This window comes from Methylobacterium sp. Ger2507 (assembly GCF_055231875.1).
In genome coordinates, this window is sequence record NZ_JBUYVC010000001.1 from 1,626,991 (window position 1) to 1,641,672 (window position 14,682).

The following is a 14,682-nucleotide window of genomic DNA, read 5'->3' on the forward strand; positions in this document are numbered from 1 at the left end:
CGAGGCTTGACCGTGGGCCCGCCTGCGCTTCAATGCCGGTCCGGCTCAACCATGACCCGAGACCAGCGAAGGGCGCCTGAATCGTGTACCGGCTCACCGGCTCCCTCGTCGCCATCGTCGCGCTCGGGCTCATCGCCTCGGGCTGCACCGGCTTCGCCTATATCTCGAAGACCTATGTCAGCCTGACGCCCCAGGTCGTGACCATCGGCTGCAAGGACCCCTACGAGGTCTACGACCAGCGCCGGGTCCGCAAGATGCTGATCGTGTCCAACACCCTGCGCGAGACCACCGGCTGCGGCATCGACGATGCGTTCGTCGGCGGCGATCCGGGCCTGACCCGGGTCAAGCGCTTCCGCGAGGCGGCCCGGACCTACCTCAACGAGACGGCGCGCGAAGATTGCCGGATCAGCGGTGAGACCGTGTTCACCGACCTGCAGACCGAGTTCAGCTACACCTGCGCGGCGCCGATCGAGGCCCGCGACGCCAAGGTGCCGCGGCTGCCGGGCCGCAGCAACCGCGTCGGTCTCTAACCTTCGGCCGATCCGGGAGCGCGCGGAAACGTCCGCTCCATCGCGTCGCCGGAGGCTGCGAGCAGCGCGCGGGCCAGGGTGCGGGCCTCCTCCCGGTCTAGGGCCAGGATCGCCGTGACGGGCCGTCCGTCGAGGTCGGGCAGGCCGATCTCGATCCGCACCCCGTCCGGCGCGGCCGCCACCGCCACGCTCCAGTCCCGTTCCGTACTCATCGGGTTCACGCGCCTCTTCCCCGCCGTCGACTCTCCCGGTCGGCGGCGCTCCTGCATGACCGATCCCGCGGCGCGAGGCCAGGGGCGCGGTTAAGAGCATCCGGGCGGGAGAGATCGGGCGGCCTCGATTGACGCCGTGCCGCCCCCTGGTGTTTGTGCGCCCCGACGCGGCCCGAAGACCGGGCCCGAGCATCATTCGTTGGAGGAAGACCCCATGTCCGAGATCTGGTTCCGTACCGGGGAGGCCACCGTGCTCGCGGCGGACGGGCAATACACCGATGCGATGCCCGAGGTCCTGATCGGCTCCACCCGCGGTCCGGCCGGCCAGGCCTTCGCCGGCATGATGGGCCAGGTCCAGGGCCACACCCGGATGTTCGTGGTGCGCGACCTCAACCAGCTCGTGCGCCCGGCCACCATGATGACCACCAAGGCGACGATCCACACGGCCGCCTATGTCGAGCTTCTCGGCGGCGTGGTCCAGGCCGCCACCGGCGACGCGATCATCGACTGCGTGATCAAGGGCGTGCTGCCGAAGGACGGCCTCGACGACCTGTGCATGATCATCATGATCTGGCTCGACCCGCGCTGCGCCGACGACGCCAACCTCGACCAGAAGGACCTCTACCGCACCAATTACGAGGCGACGAAGCTCGCCATCGGCCGCGCCATGCGGGGTGAGCCCACCATCGACGAGCTCATCGCCAACCGGAAGACGGTGAAGCACTACGCCCTGGAAGACGTGATCGAGTACTGATCTGCGCTGGGATTGACGACGGGGTGCGGGTCTCGGCTGATCCGCGCCTCCCGAGGGGGGTCACCCCGGCGGAATCCGTCCCACCGAGCACAGGGTCCGGATCGAGCCGCTGGTGTCGGTGTAGCAGCTCGCCGACCATCCGTTCTGCTGGATGAAGGATTTGCGCCGCTCCTTGAGGGCGGTGGCATGCGCCGTGCCAATGGCCGCCTGGACCGCGCCGGCGCTTTCGCCGATCACGATCTCGGCCGCCAGGGCGAGGTCGGCGAAATAGGCCGCCGAGGGCGTCGGTTCGGCCGAAGCCGCCTGCACGATGGGCTCGGCCCGGCAGGTCAGGTCGAGCTTGAGTCCGCCGGGAACGCGGATGTCGATGCTGGGGCCGGTCCGCCGGCCGACCTTGCCGCTCATGGCGCCGGCGATGCGGCCGGCGAGGCCGTCGCAATCGTCGGCCCGCGCGGGGCCGGAACTGCCAAGGCTCACGACGAGCCAGAACGCGCTGAGGAGCAGGGGGACGCTGGGCGGTCGCATGGCTGGGCTCCGGCTGTCCGGGACGGCGTGAGGGGCGTTCAAGCCGCGAAAGCGAGGCGGACCACGGTGCCGCCCGCATTGCTGTAATCGAGCTGCCCGCCGAGCTGCCCGGCGAGGCCCTGCGCGATGCGGAAGCCGAGGCTGCGGCTGGTCTCCGGGTCGAAGTTCGCCGGCATGCCGCGCCCGTCATCCGCGATGGTCAGCTGCAGGCGCTCGGGATCGAGCCGTTCGATCTGGATCGTGATGGTGCCGCGCCGCCCGTCCGGGAAGGCGTGCTTCAGGGCGTTGGTCACCAACTCGACCACGAGCAACGACAGGGTGGTGAGCTGGGACAGGTCGAGCCGCACCGGGGGCATGTCCACCAGGCAGACGATGTTCTGTGCCCCCGTGGCATCGAGGAGGTCGGCGCAGAGTTCCTTGAGATACTGGCCGACCGGGCCCTCGATGCTGCTCGGATCGTAGAGGCGGCGGTGGATGCGCGATATCGTTTCGAGCCGCACCCGAGCCTCGTCGAGGGCGGTCAGCGCCGCCTTCGGGTCGTCGCCGACCTTGCGCTTCTGCAGCGTCAGAAGGGCCGCCACGAACTGCATGTTGTTGGCGACCCGGTGCTGCAGCTCCTGGAACATGGTGCGCTGCTGCTCGTAGAGCCCCGCCGTCACTGCCTGCTCGGTGCGCAGCCGCTCGCCCGCCCGGTGCATGATGTGGATCAGCGCGATGTCGACCGTGACGATGAAGGCATAGAAGGTCAGGGCCAGGGCGCTCGGCCCGTCGAGGATGAAGCCGGTGTCAGGCGGAATGAAGAAGTACCAGGCGGCCAGACCGCTCAGGATCGCGCAGGTGATGCCGGGCCGCAGGCCGAAGAAGAAGGTCGTCAGGATGACGGCCGGGAAGAAGGTCAGGTAGGGAAAGCCCGGCGGCAGCACGTCGTCGAGGGCGAAGCGCAGGGCCAGGGCCAGGGCCGAGGCAGCCAGTGCGGCGCCCTCGCCGAGCCAAACGCGCGCGCGCAGGCGCTCGGTCGCGTGGACGGCCTGCCAGCCTTTCCACCATGAGACCGGACTCTTTGAGGTGCGGGTCGAAAATTGGGGCAGCGTCGTCGTCTCTTTGGAATCGCACCAGATTTACTGGGGCCGGCGTCGGCTGACCAGCGGGCCGGGGCGACAGTCGTGATTTAGCCTCAATGGAAATCGCGGCTGCGGTAAATTCGTCGATCTTCGGGCGCCCCGAAATCCGTGGTCTCGGGCGGCAGGCGCAGGCCGCCCGCCCGCAGGTCGCGCAACGCCGGCGAGAGATCGCGGAAGCGCTCGGCCAGCAGGTGGACCACGAGGCCCTGGCGCTGCACCCGGCCCCGCACCGCGAGGAAGCGCCCCCCCATGGCGACGGCGCGGTTGGCCTCGAACACGTCGCGCCAGACGATGACGTTGGCGATGCCGGTCTCGTCCTCCAGGGTCAGGAACACCGTGCCGCGCGCCGTGCCCGGCCGCTGCCGGGTGAGCACGAGCCCCGCCACCGTGACCCGGGCGTTGTGGGCCACGCGGGTGCCGTCGTGGTGGTCGCGGGCCGGGATCGCGCCGATGCGGGCCAGGCGCTCCCGGAAGAACGCCACCGGGTGGCCCTTCAGCGACAGGCCGGTGGCGGCGTAATCCTCGGCCACGTGCTCGGAGGCCTCCAGGGCGGGCAGGGCCACGGCGGGCTCGGCCCGGAACAGCCCGTCATCGGCGTGGAAGGCGAAGAGCGGCATCGGCGTGTCGAGGAGGTGCGCCCGCCGGTCCCCGCCCGCCCGCAGGGCGGCCTTGCGGGCCGAGGTGCCCTCCAGGGTCCGCACCGCCCAGAGGGCGGCCCGCCGGTCGAGGTCGAGAGAGCGGAACGCATCCGCCTCCGCCAGCCGCTCCAGGGCGTTGCGGGGCAGCGCCAGGGCCGCCTGCAGGCCCTCGATGCTGGCGTAGCCATTGCCCCGCAGGGCGACGAGGCGGTGCATGGCGGCCTGCGGCACCCCGCTCACCTGGCGCAGGCCGAGGCGCACGGCGAAGCGCCGCTCGACACCGGGGGGCGGCGGCTCCGAGGCGGGCTCCAGGGTGCAGTCCCAGTCGCTGGCATTGACGTCGATGCCGCGCACCTCGACCCCGTGGGCGCGGGCGTCGCGCACCAGCTGCGCCGGCTGGTAGAAGCCCATCGGCTGGGAGTTCAGGATCGCCGCCAGGAAGACGTCCGGGTGCCGGCACTTCATCCAGGCCGAGGCGTAGACCAGCAGGGCGAAGCTCGCCGCGTGGCTCTCCGGGAAGCCGTAGGTGGAAAACCCCTCGATCTGCTTGAAGCAGCGCTCGGTGAAGTCGCGCGGATAGCCGCGGGCCACCATGCCCTCGACGAACTTCGTGCGGAAGTTCACGATCTGGCCGTTGTGCCGGAAGGTCGCCATGGCCCGGCGCAGGCCGTCGGCCTCGTGCGGCTCGAAGCCGGCGGCCGTGATGGCGATCTGCATGGCGTGCTCCTGGAACAGGGGCACCCCGTAGGTCCGCCGGAGTACGCTTTCGAGTTCGTTGGCCGGCCCATGGTCGGGATGGGGCGAGGGGTACTCCACCGGCTCGATCCCCTGGCGCCGGCGCAGGTAGGGATGGACCATGTCGCCCTGGATCGGACCCGGCCGCACGATCGCCACCTGGACCACCAGATCGTAGAATTCCCGCGGCTTCAGGCGCGGCAGCATCGACATCTGCGCCCGGCTCTCGACCTGGAACACGCCGACCGAATCGGCCCGGGCCAGCATCGCGTAGGTGGCGGGGTCCTCGCGCGGCAGGTCGGCCAGCGTCGGGTAGTCGTGGCCGTACGCGCGCGCCAGGAAATCCACGCCCCGGCGCAGGCAGCTCAGCATGCCCAGGGCCAGCACATCGACCTTCATCAGGCCGAGGACGTCAATGTCGTCCTTGTCCCACTCGATGAAGGTGCGGTCCGCCATGGCGCCGTTGCCCACCGGCACGGTCTCGTCCAGGCGCCCGCGCGTCAGCACGAAGCCGCCCACGTGCTGCGACAGGTGGCGCGGGAAGCCGATCAGCGCATGGGCGAGTTCCAGCGCCTGCCGGATCCGCGGATTGTCCGGGTCGAGCCCGGCCTGCCGGATATGCGCGTCCGGCAGATCCTTGCCCCAGGAGCCCCAGACCGTGTCGGCCATCACGCCGGTGATGTCGGGGGGCAGGCCGAGGACCTTGCCGACCTCCCGGATGGCGCTGCGCGGGCGGTAATGGATCACCGTGGCGCAGATCGCGGCCCGGTCGCGGCCGTAGCGGTCGTAGAGGTACTGGATCACCTCCTCGCGGCGCTCGTGCTCGAAATCCACGTCGATGTCGGGGGGCTCGGCCCGGTTCTCCGAGATGAAGCGGGCGAACAGCAGCCGGATCTCGGTGGGGTCGACCGCCGTGATGCCCAGGCAGTAGCAGACCACGGAATTGGCCGCCGAGCCGCGCCCCTGGCACAGGATGCCGCGCTTGCGCGCGAATTCGACGATGTCGAACAGGGTGAGGAAGTAGCGCGCGTAGTTCATCTTGTGGATCAGGCGCAGCTCGTCTTCGATCGTGTTCGTGATTTGTTCTGGAATGCCATCGGGATAGCGCCATTGGGCGCGCTTCATCACCTGATCTCTGAGGTAGGCCTGAGCGGTGAAGCCCGGCGGCACCGGCTCGTCGGGATATTCATAGGTCAGTTCGTCCAGGGAGAAGTCGCAGGTCTCGGCGATCTCGATCGTGCGGGCCAGGGCCTCGGGATGGTCGGCGAACAGGCGGGCCATCGCATCGGCGGGCCTCAGGTGCCTCTCGGCATTGGCCTCCAGGCGGTAGCCCGCCGCGTTCAGGGTGCAGCCCTCGCGAATGCAGGACACGACATCCTGCAGGGGGCGCCGGTCCGGGTGGTGGTAGAGCGCGTCCGAGACCGCCACCAGGGGCGCGCCGAGGCGGTCCCCCCAGACGGCGAGCTGCCCGAGGCGGCGGCGCTCGTCGCCGCGCCGGCGGTGGCTGCCCGCCAGGGTGACCCGGCCGGGCGCCTGGTCCGCCAGCACCGCCAGCCGCTCCAGGAACGGATGCGTGTCGTCGAGGTCCTTGCCCACGAGGTTCCTCCCTGCAAGATCCTCCGGGGGAATCGCGATCAGCATCTGCCCCGCGCTGGCCTCCAGAAGCTCCGGAAAGCCGAACCGGCACTGGCCCTTCTCCGAGCGGCGGTTGCCCAAGGTCAGGAGCCGGCACAGGCGGCCATAGGCGGCCCGGTCCATTGGGTAGGCGACGACCTCGAAGCCGTCCTCGGTCACTAGCCGCACGCCCGGCAGGAAGCGGATGCCGGGTTCGCCGGCGGCCCGGCGCCGCTTCGCCTCGGCATGGCCCCGCACGATCCCCGCCAGGGTGTTGCGGTCGGCGATGCCGATGGCGTGCAGCCCGAGTTCGGCGGCCTGCCCCACCATCTCGCCGGGGGACGAAGCTCCGCGCAGGAACGAGAAGTTCGTGGTCACCGCGAGTTCGGCGTAGGCCGGCGGCCCGGATGTCGGCCCCATCTCGCTCGCTCCCCCCGCGTCGCCGAACCCGTCTCAAGCTTGAGAACGAATCGTGATCATATTCGATCCCGGGGGTGCCGGTTTCGGGCGCCGGAGTCAAAGCCTCGCTGCCCCCTGGCCAAGCGTTCCGCCGTGGCGTAGCCCCATCCTCCCCAGACAGGATGTCCCATGCTGACCTGCGCGATCCTCGACGACTACCAGGGCGTCGGCCCGACGATGGCGGATTGGTCGGGGCTGCTGGACCGCGTCAAACTCCGCGACCTCGACGCGACCTTCGAAATACGGGACGCGTTGGTCGATGCGATCCAGGACTGCGAGATCGTGGTGCTGATGCGCGAGCGCACGCCTTTTCCGGCCGACCTGTTCGCCCGGCTGCCGCGCCTGAAGCTCCTCGTCACCAGCGGTATGCGCAACGCCGCGATCGATCTCGCCGCCGCCCGCGCCCACGGCGTCACGGTCTGCGGCACCGCCAGTCACCCCGAACCGCCGGTGGAACTGACCTGGGCGCTGATCCTCGGCCTCGCCCGCCACCTCGTGCCCGAGGTGCAGGCGCTGCGGAGCGGCGGACCGTGGCAGAGCAGCGTCGGCCGTGATCTCGCGGGTCGCCGCCTCGGCCTCCTGGGACTCGGCAAGACCGGCGCCCGCGTCGCCCGGATCGGCCAGGCCTTCGGCATGCGGGTCAGCGCCTGGAGCCAGAACCTCACGGCCGCCCGGGCCGCAACCGAGGGCGTCGCCCTGGCGCCCTCCCTGGAGGCGCTGCTGGAGGACAGCGACGTGGTCTCGATCCACCTCGTCCTCGGCGACCGCACCCGCGGCCTCGTCGACGCCGCGGCCTTGAGCCGGATGCGGCCTGACGCCTACCTCATCAACACGTCCCGGGCCGCGATCGTGGACGAGGCCGCGCTGATCGCCGCGTTGCGCGAGAACCGCATCGCCGGCGCCGGCCTCGACGTCTTCGAGACCGAGCCGCTGCCGCCGGATTCTCTCTGGCGTCGCCTGCCCAACGTCCTGGCGACGCCGCATCTCGGCTACGTCACAGAGCGCAACTATCGCACCTACTTCCCTGAAATCGTTGAGGATATTTCGGCTTATCTCGACGGCGCGCCGATCCGCGTCCTCGCGTGAACGGTCTCGGGTTCAGGCCCGCTCCTCGACGAAGGCCCGCACCAGCAGGTGGGCGATCGCCAGCGGGGGCGGCGCAGTCAGTCCCTCGGGATGGCGGCCGTCCAGCATGGCGGTGACGTCGGCCCGCGAGAACCAGCGCGCGTCGGCGAGTTCCTCCGGGTCGATTGTGATGATGTCGTCGAGGCTTTCGGCAACGCAGCCGATCATCAGCGAGGACGGGAAGGGCCAGGGCTGCGAGGCGTGGTAGCGTACGGCCCCGATGGTCAGGCCGACCTCCTCGAACGTCTCTCGCCGTACGGCATCCTCCACAGTCTCGCCGGGCTCCAGGAAACCGGCAAGGCAGGAATACATGCCCTCGTTGAAGCGCGGCGAGCGTCCGAGCAGGCAGGCATCGCCCCGGGTGATCAGCATGATCACCACGGGATCGGTGCGGGGGAAGTGGTGCGTGCCGCAGGCCGCGCATTCGCGGCGGTAGCCGCCGGCCGCGAGGGTCGTCGGGGTTCCGCAATTCGCGCAGAAGCCGTGGCGCGCATGCCAGCCGAGCAGGGACTTCGCCGTAGCGAGGAGCCCGAGTTCATGGGGGGCGATCCGGCCTTCGCCCGCGAGGCTGCGCAAGTCGCTGGTGCGGAACTCCGGATCGGCCTCGAGGCCCTCGGCCACCTCCGCCGGCACGGCGGCGGCGAAGACCGGGTGTCCATCGAGGCGGCCGAGGAACAGCGTCAGGCTGCGCGTGCCCAGACGGGTCGCCGTGTCCGGCGCCAAAAGCGCCGTCTCGCCCGCGAGCACGACGCGGTCCCCGGCCAGCACGACGATGCGCGCACCGGGAGCGTCGAGGTCGGGAATCGCCGCCGCGCTCTCGGCCGAGTGGCGCACGAGGCGGCTGTGGACGTAGCCGAGCTGGGCCAGCGGGTCGCTCATCGCTTCAGGCCGCCGCGAACAGGGCGCCGATGCGGTCGATCATCTGGGCGCGGGCATGATGGGGGTAGGGGGTCGCGGTACCGATGCCCCAGATGGGTTTCGGCCAGGCCGGATCGGAGTGGAAGCGCCCGATCACGTGGACATGGAGCTGTGCCACCACGTTGCCGAGGGCGGCGACATTCACCTTGTCGGGCTTGGCCAGGGCCAGCATCACCCCGGTGGCGATCCGCATCTCGTCCATCAGGCTGCGGGCCTCCTCGGGCGCGAGATCCGTGATCTCGCTGGCGCCGGCCCGGCGCGGCACCAGGATCAACCAGGGAAAGCGGGCATCATCCATGAGGAGGACGCTGCAGAGGGCGAGGTCGCCCACATGCACGGTGTCGGCAGCAAGCTGCGGGTCGAGGGCGAAGTCGGTATCCATGCCGTTGCGGTGTAGAGCGGAACCGTAGCCGATGCGAGGGCCGCCGTCAGATCCCGCTGAACCAATTGTAGCCCTGGTCCTCCCAATAGCCGCCCGGATAGTCGTTGGTGACGAAGATCGCCGCGATGTGCTTGGGACTCTTGAAGCCGAGCTTCGTCGGCACCCGGACGCGGAGTGGATAGCCGTATTCGGGAGCCAGGGGCTGGCCGGCGAAGTCGAGGGCCAGGATCGTCTGCGGATGCAGGGCGCTCGGCATGTCGAGGCTGCCGTAATAGCGGTCGGCGCACTTGAAGCCGACATACTTCGCCGTGAGGTCGGCGCCGCTTCGCTCCAGGAAGCTCCGCAGCGGCACGCCGCTCCACTGGCCGATCTGGCTCCAGCCCTCGATGCAGATGTGGCGGGTGATCTGGCTCTCCTGCGGCAGGGACCGCAGCTTCGCCAGCGTCCAGGGCGCCTTGTCGGCGACGAGGCCGGTAACCTCGAGCGTCCAGGTCGCCTCGTCGATCTCCGGAATGTTGTCCGGGGGGTAATAGGCGTTGAAGCGGAACGGCGTATCGATCATCGAGGCCGGGTAGGTGGGGGCCAGGGTCGCCGGGTCGAACAGCCATTGCTGGACCCGGTCGTTGGCCCGCGACATGGCCCAGAGCACCCGGTCGGCCAGGGTGCCGTTGCTTCCCGTGGAGAGGTCGCAGCCGGATAGGAGCGTCAGGGCGCCAACCGAGAGGCCGCCGCGCAGGAGCATGCGGCGCTCCAGACTGGCGAGTTCCGGGGCGATGTCCCTGCGCAGGGCCTTCAGCCGGGCGGCGGTATCGGGATCGCGGGTCATCAGCGGACGGTTTCCTCGGAGATGCGAGCACGACCGGTGATCATCGCCAGCAGCGTGCTCGGCACGACCACCACGAGGGCAAGATGCAGGAGGATGAAGGCGCCAAGACCCGCCATGGCGCCGAAATGGACTCGCCGGGCCCACTCGTACCCGCCGAACAGGTTCGCCAGGGTCTGCCACTGTACGGGCTTCCACAGGGCGCAGCCGGAGGCGACGAGGAGCAGGCCCAGCACGATCGCGATCAGGTAGGCGAGTCGCTGGACGGCGTTGTAGCGCCCGATCCGGTGGCTCAGCCGGAGCCGCAGGGCCGCCCGGGCGTCGCGCCAGACCGCGCCGGGGCTGAGGGGCAGGAAGGCGGTGGCGAAGTGCCGGGCGAGGACGCCGTAGGCGATGTAGGCCAGACCGTTCAGGGCGAAGAGCCACATCGCGGCGAAGTGCCAGGCGAGGGCGCCGCCGAGCCAGCCGCCAAGGGTCGCCCATTTCGGGAACACGAAGGGGAAGAGCGGCGACGCGTTGTAGATCGCCCAGCCGCTGAACAGCATGCAGAACACCGCGACCGCGTTGATCCAATGGGTGATCCGCACCACGAGGGGATGGATCACCATGAGGCGCGAGGGTGTTTCGGGAGCGATCGTCAACAGGACCTCAGCAGCTTAGGCCAATATCTCGGGCCGACCCCGCCGGGGGATGCCGGCGGGGCGAGGTAGCAATCACATCGACGGGACGGTGCCGTTGCGGCCAACGATCAGGACGGCAGCATTGAGCTTGCCGTCGGCGCCCGCCTTGGTGAAGGCCACGACCTTGGCGCCCGGCACCACGATGCTCTTCTCGCCCGGATCGACCAGGGTCACGGGCACGTCTTCCGGCACCATCACCTTCTTCTCGCCACCCTGGTACTTGACCAGCAGGGTGCGTCCCTCGGTGCCGGACAGGCTGCCGATGGCGCCGTTGGTCATGGTCGAATTGGAGCCGAGATCCCACGGATAGTGGCCATCGGCGGTGCCGCGGAGCGACGAGGCGAAGACCGTGACCTGTAGGGCCTTCTGGGTGCCGTCAGGCTGCGGGATGGCGGCGGTACCGATGTAGCTCTCCGACTTGATGTCGGACAGCTTGCCGGTGCTGGCGGCCAGGATCTTGGTGTCGTCTCCGAAGATCACGGTTTTGGTCTCACCCATCCGGGGCTTGATCGTCACCGTCGACCCCTCGACGGACTCGATCGTGCCGCGATAGCGCACCACATCGGCGGCGTGCGCTGGCGCGGCGGCAAGCGCGAGGCCGAGCGTCAGGCCGGCCAGCAGCGTCTTCATCATGGCGTTTTTCCTGGTTGATCTTGGGCGGACGCTTTGGGTCCGCCGCCACCCGGCGGCTGCGGGTTTCTGCGAGGCTTTCGACCGAGCTGCAGCCCCGGTTACATCGGCGGAACGGTGCCGTTTTCGCCGACGATCATCCGGTCCGCCACGGCGACGCCGCCGGCATCCGCCTTGGTGAAGGCGACGACCCGGGCGCCCGGCTTGATCTTGCTGACATCGCCAGGCGCAAGCGCCACGACCGGGACGCCCTCCGGCACCGTGATGGTCTTCTCGCCACCCTTGTAGGTCACCGTGATCGTCCGGTCGGTGGTTCCCGAGAGGGCGCCCACCGCGCCGTTGGTCATGGTGTTCTCCTTTTCGAGATCCCACGGATAGTGACCGTCACCGGTTCCACGCATGCTCGGTGCGAAGACCGCGACTTCGAGGGCCTTCAGGGTGCCGTCCGGCTGCGGCGTGGCCGCGGTCCCGATGTAGCTGTCCGGCTGAATGTCGCCGATCTTGGCGCTGTTGGCGGTCGCGACCCGGAGCGAGTCGCCGAGCTTCACCTGCACGGGGGCGCCGAGGCGCGGCTTAATGGTCACGCTCGCGCCGTCCACCGCCTCGATCGTGCCCCGGATACGGACCACGGGCGAATCGGCTCGGACCGGCAGGCTGAAAGCGAGGCCGGACAGGGCGAGGGCGACGGTCAGCGACTTCATGCAGAGACTCCTGGCAACCGGCACCGGCCGGCGGTGGAGACGCTGCCTTCCCTTTGTCCAGCGCGCAAGTCAATTGCGCGCGACCCGGATGCGTCAGTGTGCCATCAGCATGGGAATGGCCGCGTGCGTCAGGAGATGGCTCGTCGGGCCACCGAAGATCATCTGGCGCAGCCGGCTCTGGGTATAGGCCCCCTTGATCAGAAGATCGCAGCCGAAGGCTTCGGCCTCCGCGAGATAGACCTCGCCCGGCGTGCGTCGTCCGGCCGAGTAGGCCCGGAAATCAGCGGAGATGCCCTCGCACGCGAGGGCGCGCGCAAGGTCCTCGGCTGTCGGTCCCGGGACCGTGCCGCCCTCGACGCTGATAACGCGGATGCGCTGGGCCTGACGGAGGAACGGCATGGCGAAGGCGACGGCCCGGGCGGTCTCGGTCGAGCCGTTCCAGGCGATCAGGATCGCATCCCCGAGGGTGGCTGGGGCGATCGGAGGGGCCAGCAGGATGGGCCGACCGCTCTCGAACAGGGCGGTCTCGAAGGTGGTCATCCGCGGAGCCCCGTCCTCGGTGCCGGGCCGACCCACCACCGTGGCGGTGAACAGGCGGGCATGTTGGCCAAGAAAACCGTCGCCGGCCGGCACGTCGGCCCGCCAGCGATAACGTGGACCGGCGGCCAGAACCTCCGGATTGCACGGACCCTCGGGGGCCAGGGGAACACCGGCCTTGGTCATGAAGTCGATGAACTGGTTTCCGGCGCGCTCGGCCTCGACCTTGTCCGCCTCTTCGTCGCGCAGCCAGGTCATTCCCCCGACCATGTCGACGGGGACGTACTCCGCGAGGGCAGGGCGCAGGGACACGCCTTCGATGAGGCTGCCGAACCGCCGTGCGGTCAGGATGGCGGTCTCGAAAACGGAGGGCAGGGCATCGTGGAGGGCAACGGGAACGAGCAGGGTCTTCATCGCGGAGCCTTTCTCGCAACGGCACGAATGCCCGTTAGGCTAGTGCGAAACGCGATCTCGGAAAACTCCGATGGCATGACCACACAGGGTTTTCTCCATGGGATCCCATCTCCGGCGGGAAAACCGAGCATCTTAAGTTTACTTGCCGAAAAGCTTGACCATTTGGAAGATCGACCTCTCGCTTGCGAAGCTGCCGAATAATCCAGTTCGAGACGGGAACTGAATTCATCTTGGGTCGTTGGCCCAGCAATCGTAGCCGGTCAGCGCTCCTCTATGCCTATACAATTCGTAGTGTGTGCTGCCGCTTCTGACTGTTCGCATTGAGGAACGCATGATCAAGAAGACTTTCGCTCTCACGGCTGTCATGGCTGCTCTGTCCGCACCGGCCTTCGCGCAGGGTATGCAGGGTGACTTCCGCATGGAGGCCATGCAGGCCAACGCCTTCGAGATTCAGTCGAGCCAGATCGCACTCAACAAGAGCCGGAATCCGCAGGTTCTGCGCTTCGCCCGCGAGGCGATCCGCGATCACCGCGCCGCCAACGTGGCGCTGGCCGGCGGCGAGGGCAATTACGCGGCCGCTCGCAGCAACGAGGGGCTTGGCGGTTTGGTCACGGCACCGCTCGCCGTGGCCGGTGGTGCCGTCGGTGCCGCGACCGGGATTGCGACCGGTGTGGTCGGCGGTACCCTGAGCGGCGGACCGGTCGGGGGCGTGGAGGGGATCGGAAGCGGTGCGGCTCGCGGTGCCGCCGCCGGTAGCCGTGCCTTCACCGGCGACGTCGATACGACAGCCGGGACCACCCTCATCCAACCGAACCCGCAGCAGCAGGCGATGCTCTCCGAGCTGTCGCAAACTCCGGCAGGCCCGCGCTTCGACCGTCTCTACGGTAGCATGCAGGTCCAGTCGCACGAGATGACGATCGGCATGTTCCGTTCCTACGCCGCCTCCGGCCCGAACCCCGCTCTGCGCGCCCATGCCGAGCAGGCCCTTCCAGTTCTGCAGTCGCATTACCAGATGGCCCAGCGCCTGCCGGGCGCCCGCTGAACCAGCGGGTCTTCAGCTCCGGGACGCGGTTTCCCGGTGAATGACCGGAAAAAAAGACGTCGAGCCCCGGGGCTCGACGTCTTTTTTCGTATTCGCCAGGGTGGCTGGCGGGTCCTGTCAGGACTGGAAACAGCCAATCAGCGAGGTCGGGCTGAGGCTGCGCCCCTCCCGGTCGATCGCGGGCTTGAAGACGCCGGTATCCGGATCGCGCAGCAGCAATTCACCGCGCGCGATGCCGAAATGGGCTCCGTGCAGGGCCAGCCGCCCACTCATCACCCGACTGCGCACGAACGGGAAGGTCATCAGGTTTTCGAGGCTCTGCGCGACCATCGCGTATTCGAGCCGGGTCAGGTAGTCCGGCCCGCTCTGATCGCCGGCTTTCTCGGCGGCCGCACCGACGAGCGACACCCACTTGCCGATGAAATCGCCCTTTGAAAGCGGTGCCGAGGGGTTGGCGTAGGCTTTGATGCCGCCGCAGCTGGCATGCCCCAGCACCACGATGTGCTTCACCTCCAGCCCCTGCACGGCGAACTCGATCGCCGCAGAGGTGCCGTGAAAATCACCGCCGGTTTCGCAGGGCGGCACGATGTTGGCGACGTTGCGGATGACGAAGAGTTCGCCCGGTCCGGTATCGAAGATCACTTCCGGCGAGACGCGGCTGTCACAGCAGCTGATCATCAACACTTCCGGGCTCTGGCCCTGCGCCAGCTTGGCGTAGCGCTTGGCTTCGTCGGGGAGGCGTCCGTCGATGAAGGAGCGGTAGCCGGATTTGAGCGTCTCTGGGAACATGCGGGAATCCTCTGTTGGCGTGTCGGTGGAGGGCTGGCCTTCATGGGGCATGC

At 69.0% G+C, this 14,682-nt stretch carries 16 protein-coding genes; 4 read left to right on the top strand and 12 right to left on the bottom strand.

Translation table 11 applies throughout. The annotated features are described in order from the left end of the window. Positions 1-83: 83 nt before the first annotated feature. Positions 84-530 (top strand): hypothetical protein, encoded by a 447-nt coding sequence (locus tag ACV7NL_RS07560; RefSeq protein WP_463355317.1) that lies wholly within the window; start codon positions 84-86, stop codon positions 528-530. Here the strand turns inward: ACV7NL_RS07560 and ACV7NL_RS07565 are convergent. Next, positions 527-742, bottom strand: a complete 216-nt coding sequence (locus tag ACV7NL_RS07565; RefSeq protein WP_156376117.1) for a hypothetical protein — start codon at positions 740-742, stop codon at positions 527-529. The two genes, ACV7NL_RS07560 and ACV7NL_RS07565, sit on opposite strands and share 4 nt — an antisense overlap. A gap of 214 nt (positions 743-956) precedes the next feature. Between ACV7NL_RS07565 and ACV7NL_RS07570 the strand changes: the two genes are divergently transcribed. Beyond that, complete coding sequence (locus ACV7NL_RS07570) at positions 957-1,496, top strand: formaldehyde-activating enzyme (protein WP_463355318.1); 540 nt, start codon at positions 957-959, stop codon at positions 1,494-1,496. 60 nt (positions 1,497-1,556) lie between these two features. Here ACV7NL_RS07570 and ACV7NL_RS07575 read toward each other — a convergent pair whose 3' ends face one another. The 3 genes from ACV7NL_RS07575 to ACV7NL_RS07585 all read right to left on the bottom strand — a co-directional run bounded on the left by ACV7NL_RS07575 (position 1,557) and on the right by ACV7NL_RS07585 (position 6,549). After that, the gene (locus ACV7NL_RS07575) at positions 1,557-2,021 is read right to left on the bottom strand and encodes a hypothetical protein (protein WP_463355319.1); all 465 of its coding nucleotides are present in this window, start codon (positions 2,019-2,021) and stop codon (positions 1,557-1,559) included. 38 nt (positions 2,022-2,059) lie between these two features. Continuing rightward, positions 2,060-3,028, bottom strand: coding sequence for a sensor histidine kinase (locus tag ACV7NL_RS07580; protein ID WP_463357078.1), 969 nt, complete (start codon positions 3,026-3,028; stop codon positions 2,060-2,062). Positions 3,029-3,195: 167 nt separating this feature from the next. Further along, positions 3,196-6,549 carry an error-prone DNA polymerase gene (locus tag ACV7NL_RS07585; RefSeq protein ID WP_463355320.1) on the bottom strand — a complete coding sequence of 1,118 codons (3,354 nt, stop codon included), beginning with the start codon at positions 6,547-6,549 and terminating at the stop codon, positions 3,196-3,198. Positions 6,550-6,717: 168 nt separating this feature from the next. On the opposite strand from ACV7NL_RS07585, the gene ACV7NL_RS07590 reads away from it, so the two are divergent. Further along, positions 6,718-7,674, top strand: a complete 957-nt coding sequence (locus ACV7NL_RS07590; protein WP_463355321.1) for a D-2-hydroxyacid dehydrogenase family protein — start codon at positions 6,718-6,720, stop codon at positions 7,672-7,674. A gap of 12 nt (positions 7,675-7,686) precedes the next feature. On the opposite strand, the gene nudC is transcribed toward ACV7NL_RS07590, so the two are convergent. The 7 genes from nudC to ACV7NL_RS07625 form a co-directional block, all read right to left on the bottom strand. Beyond that, on the bottom strand, positions 7,687-8,592 hold the full coding sequence (gene nudC / locus ACV7NL_RS07595; protein WP_463355322.1) for an NAD(+) diphosphatase: 906 nt from the start codon (positions 8,590-8,592) through the stop codon (positions 7,687-7,689). A gap of 4 nt (positions 8,593-8,596) precedes the next feature. Then, positions 8,597-9,013 carry an HIT domain-containing protein gene (locus ACV7NL_RS07600; RefSeq protein WP_247635020.1) on the bottom strand — a complete coding sequence of 139 codons (417 nt, stop codon included), beginning with the start codon at positions 9,011-9,013 and terminating at the stop codon, positions 8,597-8,599. 46 nt (positions 9,014-9,059) lie between these two features. Further along, positions 9,060-9,839 (bottom strand): molybdopterin-dependent oxidoreductase, encoded by a 780-nt coding sequence (locus ACV7NL_RS07605; protein WP_463355323.1) that lies wholly within the window; start codon positions 9,837-9,839, stop codon positions 9,060-9,062. Then, positions 9,839-10,444, bottom strand: a complete 606-nt coding sequence (locus ACV7NL_RS07610; RefSeq protein ID WP_247635078.1) for a cytochrome b/b6 domain-containing protein — start codon at positions 10,442-10,444, stop codon at positions 9,839-9,841. The genes ACV7NL_RS07605 and ACV7NL_RS07610 overlap by 1 nt, the downstream gene beginning before the upstream one ends. Positions 10,445-10,549: 105 nt before the next feature. Continuing rightward, complete coding sequence (locus ACV7NL_RS07615; protein ID WP_247635018.1) at positions 10,550-11,149, bottom strand: hypothetical protein; 600 nt, start codon at positions 11,147-11,149, stop codon at positions 10,550-10,552. Between the two features lie 98 nt (positions 11,150-11,247). Beyond that, entirely contained in the window at positions 11,248-11,847 is a 600-nt protein-coding gene (locus ACV7NL_RS07620) for a hypothetical protein (protein WP_056179155.1), read from the bottom strand. Positions 11,848-11,940: 93 nt separating this feature from the next. Continuing rightward, positions 11,941-12,798 (bottom strand): universal stress protein, encoded by an 858-nt coding sequence (locus tag ACV7NL_RS07625; protein WP_056483910.1) that lies wholly within the window; start codon positions 12,796-12,798, stop codon positions 11,941-11,943. 331 nt (positions 12,799-13,129) lie between these two features. Here ACV7NL_RS07625 and ACV7NL_RS07630 point away from each other — a divergent pair, with 331 nt between their 5' ends. Continuing rightward, positions 13,130-13,840 carry a DUF4142 domain-containing protein gene (locus ACV7NL_RS07630; RefSeq protein WP_463355324.1) on the top strand — a complete coding sequence of 237 codons (711 nt, stop codon included), beginning with the start codon at positions 13,130-13,132 and terminating at the stop codon, positions 13,838-13,840. Positions 13,841-13,957: 117 nt separating this feature from the next. On the opposite strand, the gene ACV7NL_RS07635 is transcribed toward ACV7NL_RS07630, so the two are convergent. Beyond that, the gene (locus tag ACV7NL_RS07635) at positions 13,958-14,629 is read right to left on the bottom strand and encodes a carbonic anhydrase (RefSeq protein WP_056484543.1); all 672 of its coding nucleotides are present in this window, start codon (positions 14,627-14,629) and stop codon (positions 13,958-13,960) included. Positions 14,630-14,682 lie beyond the last annotated feature (53 nt).

What these genes read in the sequence shown, in the direction of transcription:
- ACV7NL_RS07625 (WP_056483910.1), bottom strand. Translation starts at nt 12,798, where the DNA reads ATGAAGACCCTGCTCGTTCCCGTTGCCCTCCACGATGCCCTGCCCTCC.
- ACV7NL_RS07590 (WP_463355321.1), top strand. Translation starts at nt 6,718, where the DNA reads ATGCTGACCTGCGCGATCCTCGACGACTACCAGGGCGTCGGCCCGACG.
- ACV7NL_RS07615 (WP_247635018.1), bottom strand. Translation starts at nt 11,149, where the DNA reads ATGATGAAGACGCTGCTGGCCGGCCTGACGCTCGGCCTCGCGCTTGCC.
- ACV7NL_RS07635 (WP_056484543.1), bottom strand. Translation starts at nt 14,629, where the DNA reads ATGTTCCCAGAGACGCTCAAATCCGGCTACCGCTCCTTCATCGACGGA.
- ACV7NL_RS07630 (WP_463355324.1), top strand. Translation starts at nt 13,130, where the DNA reads ATGATCAAGAAGACTTTCGCTCTCACGGCTGTCATGGCTGCTCTGTCC.
- ACV7NL_RS07585 (WP_463355320.1), bottom strand. Translation starts at nt 6,549, where the DNA reads ATGGGGCCGACATCCGGGCCGCCGGCCTACGCCGAACTCGCGGTGACC.
- nudC (WP_463355322.1), bottom strand. Translation starts at nt 8,592, where the DNA reads ATGAGCGACCCGCTGGCCCAGCTCGGCTACGTCCACAGCCGCCTCGTG.
- ACV7NL_RS07620 (WP_056179155.1), bottom strand. Translation starts at nt 11,847, where the DNA reads ATGAAGTCGCTGACCGTCGCCCTCGCCCTGTCCGGCCTCGCTTTCAGC.
- ACV7NL_RS07575 (WP_463355319.1), bottom strand. Translation starts at nt 2,021, where the DNA reads ATGCGACCGCCCAGCGTCCCCCTGCTCCTCAGCGCGTTCTGGCTCGTC.
- ACV7NL_RS07605 (WP_463355323.1), bottom strand. Translation starts at nt 9,839, where the DNA reads ATGACCCGCGATCCCGATACCGCCGCCCGGCTGAAGGCCCTGCGCAGG.
- ACV7NL_RS07570 (WP_463355318.1), top strand. Translation starts at nt 957, where the DNA reads ATGTCCGAGATCTGGTTCCGTACCGGGGAGGCCACCGTGCTCGCGGCG.
- ACV7NL_RS07565 (WP_156376117.1), bottom strand. Translation starts at nt 742, where the DNA reads ATGAGTACGGAACGGGACTGGAGCGTGGCGGTGGCGGCCGCGCCGGAC.
- ACV7NL_RS07610 (WP_247635078.1), bottom strand. Translation starts at nt 10,444, where the DNA reads ATGGTGATCCATCCCCTCGTGGTGCGGATCACCCATTGGATCAACGCG.
- ACV7NL_RS07600 (WP_247635020.1), bottom strand. Translation starts at nt 9,013, where the DNA reads ATGGATACCGACTTCGCCCTCGACCCGCAGCTTGCTGCCGACACCGTG.